The 15,781-nt window shown below is 39.0% G+C and carries 15 protein-coding genes; 8 read left to right on the top strand and 7 right to left on the bottom strand.

The genetic code is table 11. The annotated features are described in order from the left end of the window. Window positions 1-36 precede the first annotated feature (36 nt). From HMPREF9455_RS14315 to HMPREF9455_RS14285, 7 genes are all read left to right on the top strand, one after another. Window positions 37-687, top strand: a complete 651-nt coding sequence (locus HMPREF9455_RS14315; protein WP_006800434.1) for a murein L,D-transpeptidase catalytic domain-containing protein — start codon at window positions 37-39, stop codon at window positions 685-687. Window positions 688-839: 152 nt separating this feature from the next. Beyond that, window positions 840-1,232: a DUF1573 domain-containing protein gene (locus HMPREF9455_RS14310; RefSeq protein ID WP_006800433.1), complete on the top strand. Its 393-nt coding sequence runs from the start codon at window positions 840-842 to the stop codon at window positions 1,230-1,232. Between the two features lie 69 nt (window positions 1,233-1,301). Beyond that, on the top strand, window positions 1,302-2,072 hold the full coding sequence (locus tag HMPREF9455_RS14305; protein WP_006800432.1) for a M15 family metallopeptidase: 771 nt from the start codon (window positions 1,302-1,304) through the stop codon (window positions 2,070-2,072). Window positions 2,073-2,302: 230 nt separating this feature from the next. Then, window positions 2,303-3,067 (top strand): endonuclease/exonuclease/phosphatase family protein, encoded by a 765-nt coding sequence (locus HMPREF9455_RS14300; protein WP_006800431.1) that lies wholly within the window; start codon window positions 2,303-2,305, stop codon window positions 3,065-3,067. 81 nt (window positions 3,068-3,148) lie between these two features. Beyond that, window positions 3,149-6,370, top strand: coding sequence for a carbamoyl-phosphate synthase (glutamine-hydrolyzing) large subunit (gene carB, locus HMPREF9455_RS14295; RefSeq protein WP_006800430.1), 3,222 nt, complete (start codon window positions 3,149-3,151; stop codon window positions 6,368-6,370). A gap of 151 nt (window positions 6,371-6,521) precedes the next feature. Continuing rightward, window positions 6,522-7,490, top strand: coding sequence for an alpha/beta hydrolase family protein (locus tag HMPREF9455_RS14290; RefSeq protein ID WP_006800429.1), 969 nt, complete (start codon window positions 6,522-6,524; stop codon window positions 7,488-7,490). A 517-nt stretch (window positions 7,491-8,007) separates the two neighbouring features. Beyond that, window positions 8,008-9,117: a TlpA disulfide reductase family protein gene (locus tag HMPREF9455_RS14285; RefSeq protein WP_006800427.1), complete on the top strand. Its 1,110-nt coding sequence runs from the start codon at window positions 8,008-8,010 to the stop codon at window positions 9,115-9,117. A 46-nt stretch (window positions 9,118-9,163) separates the two neighbouring features. Here HMPREF9455_RS14285 and HMPREF9455_RS14280 read toward each other — a convergent pair whose 3' ends face one another. The 7 genes from HMPREF9455_RS14280 to HMPREF9455_RS14250 form a co-directional block, all read right to left on the bottom strand. Next, window positions 9,164-9,724 (bottom strand): GyrI-like domain-containing protein, encoded by a 561-nt coding sequence (locus HMPREF9455_RS14280; RefSeq protein ID WP_006800426.1) that lies wholly within the window; start codon window positions 9,722-9,724, stop codon window positions 9,164-9,166. 7 nt (window positions 9,725-9,731) lie between these two features. Beyond that, window positions 9,732-10,154, bottom strand: a complete 423-nt coding sequence (locus HMPREF9455_RS14275; RefSeq protein WP_006800425.1) for a hypothetical protein — start codon at window positions 10,152-10,154, stop codon at window positions 9,732-9,734. A gap of 12 nt (window positions 10,155-10,166) precedes the next feature. Further along, window positions 10,167-11,411, bottom strand: a complete 1,245-nt coding sequence (locus tag HMPREF9455_RS14270) for an AAA family ATPase (protein WP_006800424.1) — start codon at window positions 11,409-11,411, stop codon at window positions 10,167-10,169. A 99-nt stretch (window positions 11,412-11,510) separates the two neighbouring features. Beyond that, window positions 11,511-13,265 carry an aspartate--tRNA ligase gene (gene aspS / locus HMPREF9455_RS14265; protein WP_006800423.1) on the bottom strand — a complete coding sequence of 585 codons (1,755 nt, stop codon included), beginning with the start codon at window positions 13,263-13,265 and terminating at the stop codon, window positions 11,511-11,513. A 95-nt stretch (window positions 13,266-13,360) separates the two neighbouring features. Further along, window positions 13,361-13,651, bottom strand: coding sequence for a putative quinol monooxygenase (locus tag HMPREF9455_RS14260; RefSeq protein ID WP_006800422.1), 291 nt, complete (start codon window positions 13,649-13,651; stop codon window positions 13,361-13,363). Window positions 13,652-13,803: 152 nt separating this feature from the next. After that, window positions 13,804-14,220, bottom strand: a complete 417-nt coding sequence (locus HMPREF9455_RS14255; protein WP_006800421.1) for a putative quinol monooxygenase — start codon at window positions 14,218-14,220, stop codon at window positions 13,804-13,806. A 20-nt stretch (window positions 14,221-14,240) separates the two neighbouring features. After that, window positions 14,241-14,753, bottom strand: a complete 513-nt coding sequence (locus HMPREF9455_RS14250; protein ID WP_006800420.1) for a hypothetical protein — start codon at window positions 14,751-14,753, stop codon at window positions 14,241-14,243. 193 nt (window positions 14,754-14,946) lie between these two features. Here HMPREF9455_RS14250 and HMPREF9455_RS14245 point away from each other — a divergent pair, with 193 nt between their 5' ends. Beyond that, on the top strand, window positions 14,947-15,612 hold the full coding sequence (locus HMPREF9455_RS14245) for an MIP family channel protein (RefSeq protein ID WP_006800419.1): 666 nt from the start codon (window positions 14,947-14,949) through the stop codon (window positions 15,610-15,612). The last annotated feature ends 169 nt before the right edge of the window (window positions 15,613-15,781 follow it).

Raw genomic sequence — 15,781 nt, 5'->3', positions numbered from 1 at the left:
ATATAAAATACCTTTTACACCTAAAACTACATACATATGAAAATATTTGGCTCTATCATATTAGCCATACTTCTACTGGTTGGACTTGTATCTTTTATTAGATACAAGTCTTGCAACAGTGGGATAAATCAGACGGAGCATAGAAATACAGAAGACGAAAGTCAGGCAGCTTTTACCCGTCTTAAATCGAAAGCAGATTCGGCTTTGATCTATTGCAAATCGAAAGGTTTCAATACTGAATACTGCTATCTCATCGATTTTAGTATCCATTCCGGGAAGAAGCGCTTCTTTGTCTGGGATTTCGCTAAAGATACGATCAGGTATTCGGGACTTTGCTGCCACGGCTATGGGATGGAAAGTACACAGGCAAAGCCTGTATTCAGTAACGTGGAAGGTAGTTATTGTTCTTCGTTGGGAAAGTATAAGATAGGAGCACGTGCCTATAGCAGTTGGGGCATCAATGTACATTATAAGATGCATGGTCTCGATAAGACGAATAGCAATGCTTTCAAGCGCTGGGTTGTATTGCATTCACATACTCCCGTTGCTGATCACAATATTCATCCCAAACATCTACCTTTGGGCTGGAGCCAGGGATGCCCTGTTGTTAGCAACGAGATGATGCGTAAAGTGGATGAGATGCTCAAAATATCTAAAAAGCCTGTATTGATGTGGATATATAATTAGGAAGAACCCAAATAAGAGAGATCAGGGCTAATGCAAAATAATCTAAAAAGTTAAACATCTAGTTAATATTATTATTACATTTGTGAATTATTTAGATTAAATGAACTTAGAAACTACATTAGAATTAATTAGTAAATTTTAGAATTGGAAATATGAAAAAAATTGGACTTATCCTGTTTGCATTAGTGTTATCGACAGGCTTTATCGCAGCTCAGGACGGTAAAAAAGCGCCTAAGGTTACTTTCCAAAAAGCAGTACACGATTTTGGAAAAGTTGCAGAGAGCGCCGGTTCGGTAAGTTGCGAATTCACTTTTAAAAATACAGGCACAGCGCCTTTCCTTATCCAAAGAGTGCAGGCTAGTTGCGGTTGTACAACGCCGGATTATACAAACGAACCTGTGTTGCCGGGTAAAGAAGGTAAGATTAAAGTTACTTATTCTACTACCGGTCGTCCGGGAACATTCAGTAAAGACGTTACGGTATTTTCAAATGTTCCGGATTCAATCTACAGATTGAATATCAAAGGTGAAGTTATTCGCAAATAATCAGAGATAGAATATAAGAAGAGGATATATCCTGTGTGGGGTATATCCTTTTTTATTTATAGGAAATACATGAAAAGCTATCTATCTTTAGTCTTATCTCTCTTATTTAGCACGCTTTATGCCGGAGCACAGGATATGACATATCCCTCAGGGGTGCGAAAGTTAATGCAGGCTTATCCCTCACGGGTTAAAGGCTATGACGGATCGTCTCTTATCATGTATGACGGTTCTAAAATCAGATACGATGAAGGAGGACAAAAAAGCCATAGCGAACTGATGAACAGCTCCGATTTAGGGGATATCTTTACTTATGATTACAAACAAGGAGAGCTGAAGAATATACCAAAGAACCATGATCCGGGGCGGATACGCAACGAGGAATTACTAAAGAAAATGTATGGATCTACTCCATCCGAAGTACAACAGAATCTTGTCACAATCACATGGTGCCCCGATCTTATAAATCAGAAGTTGAGGGTAACAAATATAAACGGAGTAGATAAGCAACTTCAGAAAATTTCGGATGAGTTGGACAAATACCCCGAACTTAAAGACTATCTTCTTAGTGCCGGGACTTTCAACTGGAGGAAAGTACGGGGAACTGATCGTCTGAGTTCACATAGTTTCGGTACAGCAATTGACCTGAACGTCAAATATTCTAACTATTGGCAATGGGACTGCCGTTGTACATCAGAAGACATAGCTGTGAAATATAAGAACCGTATACCACAGCAGATTGTAGATATCTTCGAAAAGCATGGTTTTATATGGGGTGGGAAGTGGTATCATTACGATACAATGCACTTCGAATACAGGCCGGAGTTGCTGATTGAAGACTGATTTTTATATAGGGCAAACGCATCAAAATTCATAAAGCTGTTTTTCAGCCTCATGTAGGGGCGTATTGCATACGCCCAATTGTGATATTTTGCTATGCGGGCGTATGCAATACGCCCCTACAGGCCTTCGATAGAAGTTGAACAATTTGATGCGTTTGCCCTGTTTTTATATAAATACGCCTGACACTATATTAAATATTGGTATCTTTAACACAATTATATATCAACACAATGAAGAAACTATTTCTAGCCTGTTTTTTTATGGCTTTTACGTTCTCCTTATTTGCTCAAAAAGAGCAGTATCCTCAAAAGAAGGATACATTCAGGGTTATGAGCTACAATATTCGGAATGCCCGTGGTATGGATAATATAACCAACTATCAACGGATAGCAGACATAATAGAGTCTGTATCTCCTGATGTACTGGCTATTCAGGAACTCGACAGTGTAACCCGACGCAGTAATGGGATTGATGTTCTCGGTAAATTAAGTAATCTCACCGGGATGTATGCCGTTTATGGAGCTGCCATCTCATTTCAGGGAGGGAAATATGGCGTAGGAATATTATCTAAAATGAGTCCCTTATCGTCAAGAAATATACCACTGCCGGGAAAGGAAGAACAACGTACTCTCCTTGTAGTCGAGTTTGAAGATCACATTATCTTTGCCACACATCTCTCTTTAACCAAAGAAGACCGCAAGTCTTCAATTGAAATTATAAACCAACAAGCAAAAGCATATGGCAAGCCTGTTTTTCTGATCGGAGATTTGAATGCAGAGCCTGATTCGGAAGAGATAAAACTCTTATCGGCCGGATGGAAAATCCTTAATAATGTAGAAGACATGACTTTTCCGTCAGCTAATCCCGATAGGGTTATTGACTACATTATGGGATATACGGAAACCGGAAGCACATATCCTGTATATCATGCTAAAGTTTTGGACGACAGCATAGCATCAGATCATAGACCATTATTTGTCGATGTAGCACCATAATATGTTTATAGGGTTTATTCATAAAAATGCCTTATCTTTACGCAATCATTAGATAATCTAACACATATAGCCATAAATTCTATGTCAATTAACAAAATCAAGAAAGCCATCGTGCTAGGCTCGGGCGCACTCAAAATCGGGCAGGCCGGAGAATTCGACTATTCCGGGTCGCAAGCGTTAAAAGCATTAAAAGAAGAAGGGATTTACACCGTATTGATTAATCCCAATATTGCAACAATCCAGACTTCGGAAGGTATTGCCGATAAGGTTTATTTTCTGCCTGTAACTCCTTATTTCGTTGAAGAAATAATAAAGAAAGAGAACGTAGATAGTATCTTGCTCGCTTTTGGAGGACAAACAGCCCTGAACTGTGGTACGGAACTGTATCTGAACGGCACACTGCAAAAGTATGGCGTAGAAGTTATGGGTACTTCCGTAGAAGCGATTATGGCTACCGAAGACCGCCATCTGTTTGTAGAGAAACTGAATGAGATAGATGTGAAAACACCTGTCAGCCAGGCAGTGGAAACAATGGAAGACGCCATTGCTGCTGCTAACCGTATAGGTTTCCCTGTGATGGTACGTTCTGCTTATGCCTTAGGTGGTTTGGGCAGCGGTATCAGTAATAATCTGGAAGAGTTCAAGACATTGTGTGAAAGCTCGTTTGCTTATTCCAGACAGATACTGGTAGAAGAATCGCTCAAAGGCTGGAAAGAAATAGAATTTGAGGTTATAAGAGATAAGAACGACCACTGTTTCACCGTTGCCAGTATGGAGAATTTCGATCCTCTCGGCATTCACACAGGGGAGAGTATAGTTGTTGCACCTACATGTTCATTGGATGAAAAGGAACTGACCATGTTGCAAGAGCTTTCTAAAAAAGCCATTCGCCATATCGGTATAGTAGGGGAGTGTAATATCCAATATGCTTTCAATTCCGAAACTGACGACTACCGTGTTATCGAGGTGAACGCCCGCCTGAGCCGTTCCTCGGCATTGGCATCGAAAGCAACAGGCTATCCGTTGGCCTTTGTTGCGGCGAAGCTTGCATTAGGTTATACCCTCGACCAGATTGGAGAAATAGGGACGCCTAATTCAGCATATGCAGCTCCTTCGCTCGATTACCTGATCTGTAAGATACCGCGCTGGGATCTGAGTAAATTTGTCGGAGTCTCACGCCTTATCGGTTCCAGTATGAAGTCGGTAGGTGAAATAATGTCTATCGGAAAAACCTTCGAAGAGATAATCCAGAAAGGACTTCGTATGATCGGACAAGGAATGCACGGTTTTGTAGGCAACCGCGAGTTGGAATTTAACAATCTAGATGAAGAACTTTCGAATCCGACCGACCTGCGTGTATTCGCCATTGCCAAAGCATTCGAAGAAGGATATACCGTAGAAAAAATACACGACCTGACCAAGATTGACCCGTGGTTCCTCGAAAAGCTGAAAAATATACACGACTATTCATTAATACTGAAAGGTTATAGCAGTATAGAAGATGTTCCGGAAAATGTATTGCTGAAAGCAAAACATCTTGGATTTTCCGATTTCCAGATTGCGCGCTTTGTAGAAGATCCTGATGGCAACATAGAGAAAGAATCGCTTCGTGTACGCAATCTTCGCAAGAAGATGAATGTATTACCGTCTGTGAAACGTATCAATACGATTGCTTCCGAAAATCCCGACTTGACGAACTACCTGTATATGACATACGACAGGAGTGAACATGATGTACCGTATTTCAAGAATGATAAATCGGTTGTAGTACTTGGTTCGGGGGCTTACCGTATCGGTAGCTCGGTAGAATTCGACTGGTGTTCGGTAAATGCCGTACAGACAGCCCGTAAACTGGGGTATAAATCTATCATGATCAATTATAATCCTGAGACCGTATCCACGGACTATGACATGTGCGACCGTCTTTATTTCGATGAATTATCATTCGAACGCGTACTCGATGTCCTCGACCTGGAAATGCCTAAGGGAGTAATTGTTTCGATGGGTGGACAGATACCGAATAATCTTGCTATAAGGCTGCACCGTCAGGATATTCCGATTTTGGGTACATCACCGTTGTCTATCGACAGGGCTGAAAACCGTCATAAGTTTTCCAGTATGCTGGATCAGCTCGGTGTAGACCAGCCTGCATGGAAAGAACTGACCAGCCTGAGCGAAATTCAGGGTTTTGTACAGAAAGTGGGTTATCCCGTGCTGGTACGCCCGTCTTACGTGCTTTCAGGTGCAGCGATGAATGTATGTCACGATGCTGAGGAACTGGAAACATTCCTGACGTTGGCTGCAAAGGTTTCGAAAGAATATCCGGTAGTGGTTTCCCAGTTTTTGCAAAATGCAAAGGAAATAGAATTCGATGCCGTAGCTAAAAATGGCGAGATCGTGGAATATGCTATTTCGGAACATGTGGAGTTTGCCGGGGTACACTCTGGTGATGCAACACTTGTTTTCCCAGCTCAGAAAATATATTTCGAAACAGCGCGGCGTATCAAACGCATAAGCCGTAAGATAGCGAAAGAGCTAAACATAAGCGGACCTTTCAATATGCAGTTTTTGGCAAGAAATAATGAGGTGAAAGTAATCGAATGTAATCTTCGTGCTTCACGTAGTTTCCCTTTTGTATCCAAAGTATTGAAACGTAACTTCATTGAGACGGCTACCCGCATTATGCTGGATGCATCTTACGAAAAACCGGATAACTCAAATTTCGATATCGACTGGATAGGTGTAAAAGCTTCCCAGTTCTCATTCTCCCGTCTGCATAATACCGACCCTGTTCTCGGAGTGGATATGTCTTCGACCGGCGAAGTAGGTTGTTTGGGAGATGATTTCAGCGAAGCGTTGCTGGTGTCGATGATCTCAGTCGGATATAATATTCCGAAGAAGAGCGTAATGGTTTCGTCCGGTGACAGTAAATCTAAAGTTGATCTGCTGGATGCCTGTGTCATGTTACAGGAAAATAATTATGATATCTACGCAACAGCCGGAACCGCCCGGTTCTTAGCGGATAATGGAGTTAAAGCGATGGTAGTCAGTTGGCCGGATGAAGAGAAAGAACATAATGTGATGGATATGATGTCGAATCACACGTTCGAATTAATTGTCAATATTCCTAAAAATCATACACGCCGTGAACTAACCAACGGCTACAAAATCCGTCGTGGGGCTATCGACCATAATATTCCGCTAATCACAAACGCCCGCTTGGCGAGTGCATTTATTCAGGCTTTCTGTGAAATGAAGGAAACGGATATCCCGATTAAGAGCTGGCAGGAATATAAACTGTAACACTTTTTTATATAATGTTAGAAGGCATCTCAAAAGAGAGATGCTCTCTTTTTTGAAAAGAATGTTTGTGTTTTATTAAGAAATGTGTAACCTTTTTTTGTCTGTTATGTCTTATTATTAAAGTAAATCAAACTAATTTAAATCTGTAAATATGACAAAAAAAGATTGTACTATAAGTTATATTAAAAGTATTGATAGATTAATAAATATGGCTGTTTTTTATAGGGGATGTCTTTTTACACTCTTACTCTTAGTATCCTTGAATCAAGTAAAAGCTCAGTTGCCGGACGTGACCGCTGAGGATATCAGATTTGAGAGTGCAGGAATCACTTTGGCCGGCACAATTTACACGCCACGCCATTCGCATGCAGCGGTAGTCCTTGTACACGGTTCTGGCCAGGCACCCCGAATGAGAGAATTTGCATCACTTTTGGCCGAAAAAGGTATCTCGGTGTTAACCTATGACAAGCGTGGAGTAGGCGAATCGGAAGGGGTTTATGCCGGTCCGGAAGTAGGAACTAACAACGTTGATTCGGCTAATCTCACTCTATTGGCTGAAGATGCAAGCACCGCCTTAAATGTACTTCATCAGTTGGATAAAAATGTTCCCATTGGTTTTGTAGGTATCAGTCAGGCAGGGTGGATAATTCCTATTGCCGCAAATAACAATCCTATTGCGGATTTTATAGTGTTGTTTAGCGGTGCTGTTATTCCAACTCTTGATCAGCTTATTTTTCAGCATTATACAGAAGGAAAATCCGATTTTTGGGATATTCACACCGAAGCAGATGTACGTAGATACATCCCGGAGGCACGCGAACGTATAGGTAATGAGCCAGATCGTTATCAATTGGATCAATTTATAAGTACTGATCCTTGCGACGCCCTTAGTAAACTTTCAATTCCGGGCCTTTGGCTTTTTGGCGACAAGGATGTACAAGTCCCCGTAAGGTTATCGATGGATAGTCTTAACTCACTCAAAGCGCAGGGGAAATATTACGACTACTGTCTGTTTTCAACATTAGGTCATAACACGGCGTTTTCGGATTTTACGGAACCTGTTGATATTGCTGTTCATTGGATTAAAGATCGAAAGCATTCCGGCTGTCAATACCCTTAGATCATAGTCAAGGCTTAAATATCACAGGGTTGTTCATTGAGCGACCCTGTTTTTTGAATCCTTGGATAAATATATCTGTATTTGATAGGGTAGGAGTAAAAACCTGACAAACCTGACACTTTTTCCCCTTTTTATTATCTGTCAATTTTTTCTGGCTATTAGCCATTAGTAATAAGAAGCGACAAAACTTATAACTCATAACTATTTAGTGAAAACCTGACAAACCTGACAGTTTTATTTTTCTCTTTAGTCTGTTTCTTCCTGTTTTGTAATTTCAAATTTTCAAAGAATGATGAACTGATATTATATGCTATCAGCCTTCTGCCTATATAGATAATTTTCTTTAAAAATCTTTATCCATTACAACCGGAATCTTTTATATCAGGCACAAATCACGTTTTACAAAATCTGTGTCGACGGCGAGTTCCGACGAACAGACTCTTTTATTTATTTAACAGTATTATTGGAGAAAGATATTTTAAAAATTTTAAATTTATCGATTCTAATACCTAATAATATGAAAATAAGAACAATCCATGCTTTATTAATAATGGTAACAAGTATGGCCATTATGGTTTCCTGTGAAAAGAAACAGCCTGTAATACCCGGGTACGTGATTGAGGGTATAGCCGATTCGACCTATAATGGGCAGAAAATCTATCTTATCGACCATAATAGGTTGGGAAATAAAAAGATAGATAGTGTTTTGATAGATAGCAACAAATTTGTATTTAAAGGGATCGCAGATACTATCCGGTATGCCGGAGTATTTATTGAAGATGGTGCATATGTACCGTTAATACTGGATACAGGACGAATAATTATTAATTTAAAAGATGGCATAGCGTCAAATACTCCATTGAATGATGCTTTGACAGATTATAATAAGAAAACGGGAGAACTATATAAAGAAAGGGAAAATATCTATACGGAGCTAAAAAATAAAATTAAGGATAAAGATAAGTTCAAGGCGGAGTTCGATAGTATATTTATTAAAGTATGGACTCCTAAATATATGGACCTGATGGAAAATACATTCGATGCTAACACAAATAATGTTATCGGGTCTGTTGTATTGGACGAGATGTCGATGTGGATGCGTACAGGTCAGATAGATACTGCTGTTGCCAAATTAAGTAAAGATATTGCTTCCTTGGAAATGGTGAAGAAAATTGTAGGAACAAATGATGCTCTGAAAAAGACTGCTGAAGGTCAGAAATTTAGTGACTTTACAATAGTGCAGCCTGATGGCACAAAAGTATCACTGTCGGATTATGCAGGAAAAGGCAAATGTATATTGGTAGACTTCTGGGCGAGTTGGTGTGGCCCTTGTAGGGGAGAAACTCCGAATATGAAAGAAATATACAAAAAATATAAAGGGGATAAATTCGAGATCGTAGGTGTTGCCGTATGGGATAAGCCGGAAGATACGCAAAAGGCTATTGTAGAAGATAAAGTAGAATGGCCGCAGATAATAAATGCGCAGGAGATACCGACCAAAATGTATGGTGTAAGAGGTATACCTCATATAATACTTATCGGTCCCGACGGAACGATATTGGCCCGTGACCTGCGGGGCGATTATATGAAGAGCAGGGTAGCCCGGGAGTTGGACAAGAAAAATTGATCGAATATAAAAAGAGGAGTACTTGCGTGTACTCCTCTTTTCACTTCTATTTCGATACAGATTGCCTGTATATAATTACTTTAGCCGGTACATCATATATTTCTATCACAGGTCCATCTGCTTTATAATCGGTCGTTTCGATGTATTTGGTCATTGCCGGATATACTTTCATTATTCCTACCATTGTCGATATCATTCCTTTATTGGGGAATTCTCCGACTATATAGTCGCTTTTAGGTAGCGTTTTAACTTTAAATCTGCTTGAGAGTACCACCATCTGCATACTGTCAAGAGGTGTATCGAGTATACAACCTATTTCCGAGCGTAGTTTACTCTTTTCTACTTGTTGAGGATTGTCATAATACATGCCTGCACCCTTTGTTGTTTCTATTTTATAATCGTTGAGCAACGCATAATAAATGCTGTCCATTACTACCGGGCTTTGACTGTAATCTCCTGTAACATTTTCATAGACGAATACTTCCCCGCCTGTTTCTTTTTCTTCAAAGTTTACAGTTCTGAATCCACCATAATAAGCATAAACAGCAGTCAGAAGGATGATTATTCCGATTACGAGAGCTAGTAAGATCTTGACGAGCTTTTTCATAGATGTTTTATAAAGTATGAGAGCCTGGTGAGCTTTTCATAATAAGTTCAGCATTGTATTTTTTCTTATAACTTTTCGCTATATTTTGAATTTGAGTGGAAGACATTGGAGTACGGACAGATATGATGAAACAATATTTCTTCTGTTGTCTCATATCTTTGCTTAATCTTGGAATAGTCGCTTCTATTTGTTCCAACGCTCTGTTTATATCATGTCCTTTCAATTCTACGAAATACTCCGTATTTTCATCGACTTTTATCAAAAGATAGTCACATCGGGGTCTCTCATCTGTAATTTGACAACCATCAACAGTTATTTTATTTATTTCTATCCTGTTTTTATTTTCGAATACTATTTTGCTTTTCTGCTCTTCCAGTACAATCAAAGGATAGCTTATTAATTCAGAACACTCACATTTTATATCTTCCATTCTGACAGCCTTTTATTCTTCACCAAACTCTAAATCAACAAGTTTTCCAAATTCCTCTGCTATTTCGTTGGATGCATCATCCAGCATATTCTGAGAAACAAGGTTGGTTTCTTCATTTATCAATACTTCCTTCTTCCCATCTTTGATGGAATAAGCAATAAAGTTTTCTATATCCAGAACTTCTTCTTTCGGTATAATTTTATATACTTTTTCTGCTAATTCAGGTTTTTCCTTGATGATATTGCCTGCTTCCAGCAGGTTATTGAAAGCTGCAAGGATATAAGGCGAATGAGTAGTGATGAATAGTTGTTTGTTTATGAGTATATTAAAAAGTCGAGACAATACTTGAACAATTTGTTTTTGTGCCACTGGATATAAATGTGTTTCCGGTTCTTCTATATATAATACAGGATCCTTAGGTTCTTTATTTGAAGGAAAAAATAGTGTTTGGATAAACATCAATAAAGGAAACGTTTCTTGTTGTCCAGAAGAAGCGTTTAATAGTGAGATTTTCCTTTTGTCTTTCTGAACTAGATAGTCAATTTGATTATCTCTAATGTAAATGCCTTTTAATATTTCTGAACAAAGTTTACTTAGCTTATTGTGAGTCCTGAAAATATCACTTGATTTATTAAATACTACTTTTGCTTGTTCATAATTAGCTCCAAATTCGATAATAAATGGATCAATTGTATTATTACTTTGCAAAAGAGCAAAAATATTAGATTGTATGTTAGAAAAGAAACTTCTTCCTGCTGGTATAAAGTACTGTTTGCTTTGTAATACTGATTTATATTTTACTTTTTCTTTTAGTTCTCTAAGGTTTCTAGCAGTTGAGAAATTTATCATTTGTGGATCCAAATTATTTTCCAATATCTCAGTTAGAGATTCTATTATTTCTCTTATGTCTTTCGAAAATTTCACTTCAATATACCAATCTTTTGCTTTTCTGGAGCTAGAAATAATAATAAATGATTTGTCTAAAATATATTTTATTGTAAAGTTTTTATTACTCCATGATTCTACGGGAAAGTAACTATAAAAAAGATCATTATACCTATCTATGAGTTCACTTGGCATATGTATTCTATCAAATTTATATAAATCATTCAAATACGACTTAAAATAATATGCCAACTTCACCACCACACTTTTTCCCGCCGCCTGTGGCCCTATAAAAATATTTATAGGTTTAAAATCGAATTCGATATGCTCAAATCCTGCAAAGTTTTTTATAATGAGTTTTTCTTTCACCATTTCATTAAACTATTTGTTATCAAAGATAAAGTTTTTCTCTAAAAATAACGCCTTAACCGGAAAAGTTAAGGCGTTATATCTTTTATTATCTATTTGATATTATTTCTTTATCTCCACCTTCAGATTCAATTCATCCAATTGTTCCTGTTCAAGGACAGCTGGTGCGTCGATCATAACATCACGCCCCGAATTGTTTTTAGGGAATGCAATACAGTCGCGGATACTGTCCAGACCTGCGAAAAGGGATACTAAACGATCAAGGCCAAATGCCAGACCTGCATGCGGAGGCGCTCCGTATTTAAATGCATTCATCAGGAAGCCGAACTGAGCTTGCGCCTTTTCTTCGGTAAACCCGAGTACATGGAACATCTTATTCTGCAACTGGCTGTTGTGGATACGAACCGAACCACCACCAACTTCAACACCGTTGATCACCATGTCGTATGCATTGGCACGTACAGCTCCCGGATCTGATTCCAGCATGGGAATATCCTCTTCCTTCGGACTCGTAAACGGATGGTGCTTCGCAAAGAAGCGTCCCAGTTCTTCGTCCTTTTCCAACAAAGGGAAATCGATAACCCAAAGGCAATTGAATTTATTTTTATCGCGGAGTCCCAATTGATCTCCGACTTCAAGACGGAGTTCGCATAGCTGTTTCTGCGCCTTTTCTGTTTCACCGCATATGATAAGGATAAGGTCTCCCGGTTCTGCCTGACAACGTTCCGCCCATTTTTTCAGGTCTTCGGCTGTATAGAATTTGTCTACAGACGATTTCAGAGAGCCATCGGCTTCATAACGTACATATACAAGTCCCTTTGCACCGATTTGCGGGCGTTTTACATAGTCGGTAAGCGCATCCAGTTGTTTGCGGGTGTATGATACCGCACCTTTGGCACAGATAGCTCCTACATATTCGCATGAATCGAATACAACGAAATCTTTACCTGTAGTCAGGTCTTTAATTTCCACGAATTCCATCCCGAAACGAGTATCCGGCTTATCCGAACCGTAATATTTCATCGCGTGGGCATAGGTCATACGCGGAAAGTCGGGTATGTCTATACCTTTTACCTTCTTGAACAGGTGCTTGGTCAGCCCTTCAAACATATTCAACACGTCTTCCTGACTGACATACGACATTTCACAGTCTATCTGGGTGAATTCCGGCTGACGGTCGGCGCGAAGGTCTTCGTCGCGGAAACATTTCACAATCTGGAAATAACGGTCAAATCCAGATACCATCAGCAATTGCTTGAATAGCTGAGGGGATTGTGGCAGGGCATAAAATTCTCCCGGATTCATACGTGATGGCACAACAAAGTCGCGCGCTCCTTCTGGCGTAGAACCGATCAATACCGGAGTTTCCACTTCTATGAACTGGCGTTCATCCAAAAAACGGCGTGTTTCGAAAGCAATTTTGTGGCGCAGTTCCAGATTTTTGCGTACAGGAGTACGGCGTAAGTCCAGATAGCGGTATTTCATGCGCAGGTCTTCACCTCCGTCGGTTTCGTCTTCGATAGTGAAAGGCGGAACTTCCGATGTATTCAATATAACCAGCTTGTTGACTATGATTTCTATCTCGCCGGTCGGTATATTCATATTCTTGCTCGAACGTTCCTGTACTGTACCTGTTACCTGTAATACATATTCGCGCCCGAACTTATTCGATTGTTCATACAAATCTGCGTTTACATCTTTGCTGAATGCCAACTGGGTAATTCCATAGCGGTCGCGGAGATCGACAAAGGTCATTCCGCCACCAAGTTTACGCACTTTTTGTACCCATCCCGCAAGGGTTACTTCTTTATTTACATCAGCAAGAGTCAGTTCTCCGCAAGTATGATTTCTGTACATTTTTTTAATATTTGATTTCAGGTTTCAAGATTTCAGGTTTCAAGATACTAACGTTATCTTGAGATTTTGAACTCATGAGATTTTGAAATAGTATTTTAATATATTTTCTTTATTACGTCCACAGTCAGGCTATCCACTTTACCTTCTATTGCAGTTACAAATGCTTTAAAATGCGCACTTGCGTTGTGTTCGTCGATGGCTGCCTGCGATTTCCATACTTCGAGGATTGTGTATTTCAATGGGTTTTGGCAATCCTGATGCAAATCGTAAGATACATTTCCTGTTTCTTTACGGGTTTCATCTACTACGGTATGGAATACCTTTTCCAACTCTTCCTGATATGCAGCTTTTACTACAATAACGGCAACAATTTTCAGTTCCATCATAACCTTATCGTTTTATATTATTTGAGGTTACAAAAGTATGTATTTTATTTGTGTTTTACAGATTGCTCGTATATAAAAACATCATTCTTTAAAGATAAAAGTCCCGGACAAATAATGCAGGGACTTTTACCTTTTTTGATAGGATGTATATTCTAATATACGAGTTTCATTTTTATTACTTCTTTCTTTACAACCATATCTTTCGATGCTTTCTGGTATGTTTTGAAGTGGTCGGTATTACCGTGAAAGTCGATTGCTGCCTGTGATTCCCATTCTTCGAGAATAATAAACCGTGTAGAGTCGCTGGTGTCCTGGTGTACGTTGTAGGAAATACAACCGTCCTCTTCCTGACTGCCTTGTACTACAGCCTGGAATATAGGAAGTATATCTTTTATAGCCTCAGGCTTAACAGTTATGATAGCAGCTATCTTTAGTTCGTCGCCGGTTCTTTCTTCGGCCTCCAAGCCTGTTTTTATAATGATGGTGTCATCCTGTGCCGTTTCTGCTTTTTTGCTGCAACTAACGATGCATAGTAACCCGAATAATACGGCGAATACAATTTTTTTCATGATTTCCTTTTTTTGTATAATTATTTCTTATTTAGTTTTTTATTTATTTCGGTTTCGAGTTTCCCTTTTTCCATCAATTTCTCATATTTCTCTATATTACCATCTTTTTTGAGATAACCCCTGTTCTTTCTGTAAAAGGTGATAACTGTTTCTACTCCCGCCTTTGTTCCTTGCACCACATCTTCCGAATAGTCATTATCCAGCGAATATTTAGTCCATCCGGCAGTGAAAGGCATTACCAACTCAGGATTGATTTTGATGAAATTCATCATAAAGTCGGCATCTATTTTTAAATGTACATCCGGTGTTCCGGTGAGCCATGCCATAAGAAACGCATTTGCTTCCTGCCGTTTGTTTGCATCTTTACCCAAAGGTGTTTGCAGGAGCCAGTCTATCGTCTCTTTTATCTGAGGCTCATAAGTCTTATAAGACTCCTTGTTTTCAAGTTTATAGTTCTTTGGGACATTATAGTCCTGCCCGGATACATATATACAGATAAAAAAGGCCAAAGATGAAAACAATAACTTCTTCATATGTGTTAGATTTAATGTTTATTAATTGAGTGTTACAAATATAGGGAATGATAGCAATAATGGAAATGGAAGAACTAAAAAAGTGTTGGCCTTTTTATCTTTTATCCGATTTTATATTTAACTTCGCCATATCCTATATAGTTAACACAAAATTACACAAGTAGCACAAATGTTTAATTAAAATAGAAATTCAATGAAAAAGTATTTAGCAGAAATGATCGGAACTATGGTTCTGGTGCTTATGGGTTGTGGTGCTGCAGTATTTGCAGGAGCCGGACAACCGTTTGCTTCGGTCGGTACACTTGGTGTAGCATTTGCATTCGGATTGGCAGTATTGGCTATGGTTTATACCATCGGTAAAATTTCGGGTTGTCATATCAATCCGGCAATCACTCTGGGCCTGTTGTTATCTAAAAAAATATCGGCTAAAGATGCGGGCTTGTATATGATCTTTCAGGTAATAGGCGCTATTATCGGTTCAGCAATATTATATGTACTGGCAAAGGATTCCGGTTCAACAACCACTTTTACCGGAGCTAACGGCTATACCGATTTGCTACCTGCATTTGTAGCTGAAACAGTCTTTACCTTTATCTTCGTATTGGTTGTTTTGGGTGTTACATCTAAAGGTGCCAACAATCAGTTTGCCGGTGTTGCTATCGGTTTGGCTTTGGTTTTGGTGCATATCGTATGTATCCCTATTACTGGTACATCAGTTAATCCGGCACGTAGTATCGGTCCTGCTATTTTTCAGGGAGGAGAAGCTTTATCGCAACTATGGCTATTTATTGTTGCTCCGTTCTTAGGTGCTGCAATTTCGGCTGTAGTATGGAAAGTTATCGATACAGAACAAGAATAAGCATATATTATTATATATAGCATAGAGCTTCCGAAAACCCGGAAGCTCTATTGCTTTAAACGATTTTATATCTTTTAGTAAATCAATAGGTTTATATATAAAATTAAGCAAAATCGCATTACACTGTTAAATAATCTTTTAGATATTGTCAATTCCATAAATTTGTCTT

It is taken from the genome of Dysgonomonas gadei ATCC BAA-286 (assembly GCF_000213555.1).
GTDB lineage: Bacteria > Bacteroidota > Bacteroidia > Bacteroidales > Dysgonomonadaceae > Dysgonomonas > Dysgonomonas gadei.
This window is presented reverse-complemented; position numbering and strand designations above follow the sequence as displayed.

Coding starts and splice junctions, on each gene's coding strand:
- HMPREF9455_RS14305 (WP_006800432.1), top strand. CDS start 1,302: ATGAAAAGCTATCTATCTTTAGTCTTATCTCTCTTATTTAGCACGCTT.
- HMPREF9455_RS14300 (WP_006800431.1), top strand. CDS start 2,303: ATGAAGAAACTATTTCTAGCCTGTTTTTTTATGGCTTTTACGTTCTCC.
- carB (WP_006800430.1), top strand. CDS start 3,149: ATGTCAATTAACAAAATCAAGAAAGCCATCGTGCTAGGCTCGGGCGCA.
- HMPREF9455_RS14255 (WP_006800421.1), bottom strand. CDS start 14,220: ATGAAAAAAATTGTATTCGCCGTATTATTCGGGTTACTATGCATCGTT.
- HMPREF9455_RS14260 (WP_006800422.1), bottom strand. CDS start 13,651: ATGATGGAACTGAAAATTGTTGCCGTTATTGTAGTAAAAGCTGCATAT.
- HMPREF9455_RS14310 (WP_006800433.1), top strand. CDS start 840: ATGAAAAAAATTGGACTTATCCTGTTTGCATTAGTGTTATCGACAGGC.
- HMPREF9455_RS14290 (WP_006800429.1), top strand. CDS start 6,522: ATGACAAAAAAAGATTGTACTATAAGTTATATTAAAAGTATTGATAGA.
- HMPREF9455_RS14280 (WP_006800426.1), bottom strand. CDS start 9,724: ATGAAAAAGCTCGTCAAGATCTTACTAGCTCTCGTAATCGGAATAATC.
- HMPREF9455_RS14270 (WP_006800424.1), bottom strand. CDS start 11,411: ATGGTGAAAGAAAAACTCATTATAAAAAACTTTGCAGGATTTGAGCAT.
- aspS (WP_006800423.1), bottom strand. CDS start 13,265: ATGTACAGAAATCATACTTGCGGAGAACTGACTCTTGCTGATGTAAAT.
- HMPREF9455_RS14285 (WP_006800427.1), top strand. CDS start 8,008: ATGAAAATAAGAACAATCCATGCTTTATTAATAATGGTAACAAGTATG.
- HMPREF9455_RS14250 (WP_006800420.1), bottom strand. CDS start 14,753: ATGAAGAAGTTATTGTTTTCATCTTTGGCCTTTTTTATCTGTATATAT.
- HMPREF9455_RS14245 (WP_006800419.1), top strand. CDS start 14,947: ATGAAAAAGTATTTAGCAGAAATGATCGGAACTATGGTTCTGGTGCTT.
- HMPREF9455_RS14275 (WP_006800425.1), bottom strand. CDS start 10,154: ATGGAAGATATAAAATGTGAGTGTTCTGAATTAATAAGCTATCCTTTG.
- HMPREF9455_RS14315 (WP_006800434.1), top strand. CDS start 37: ATGAAAATATTTGGCTCTATCATATTAGCCATACTTCTACTGGTTGGA.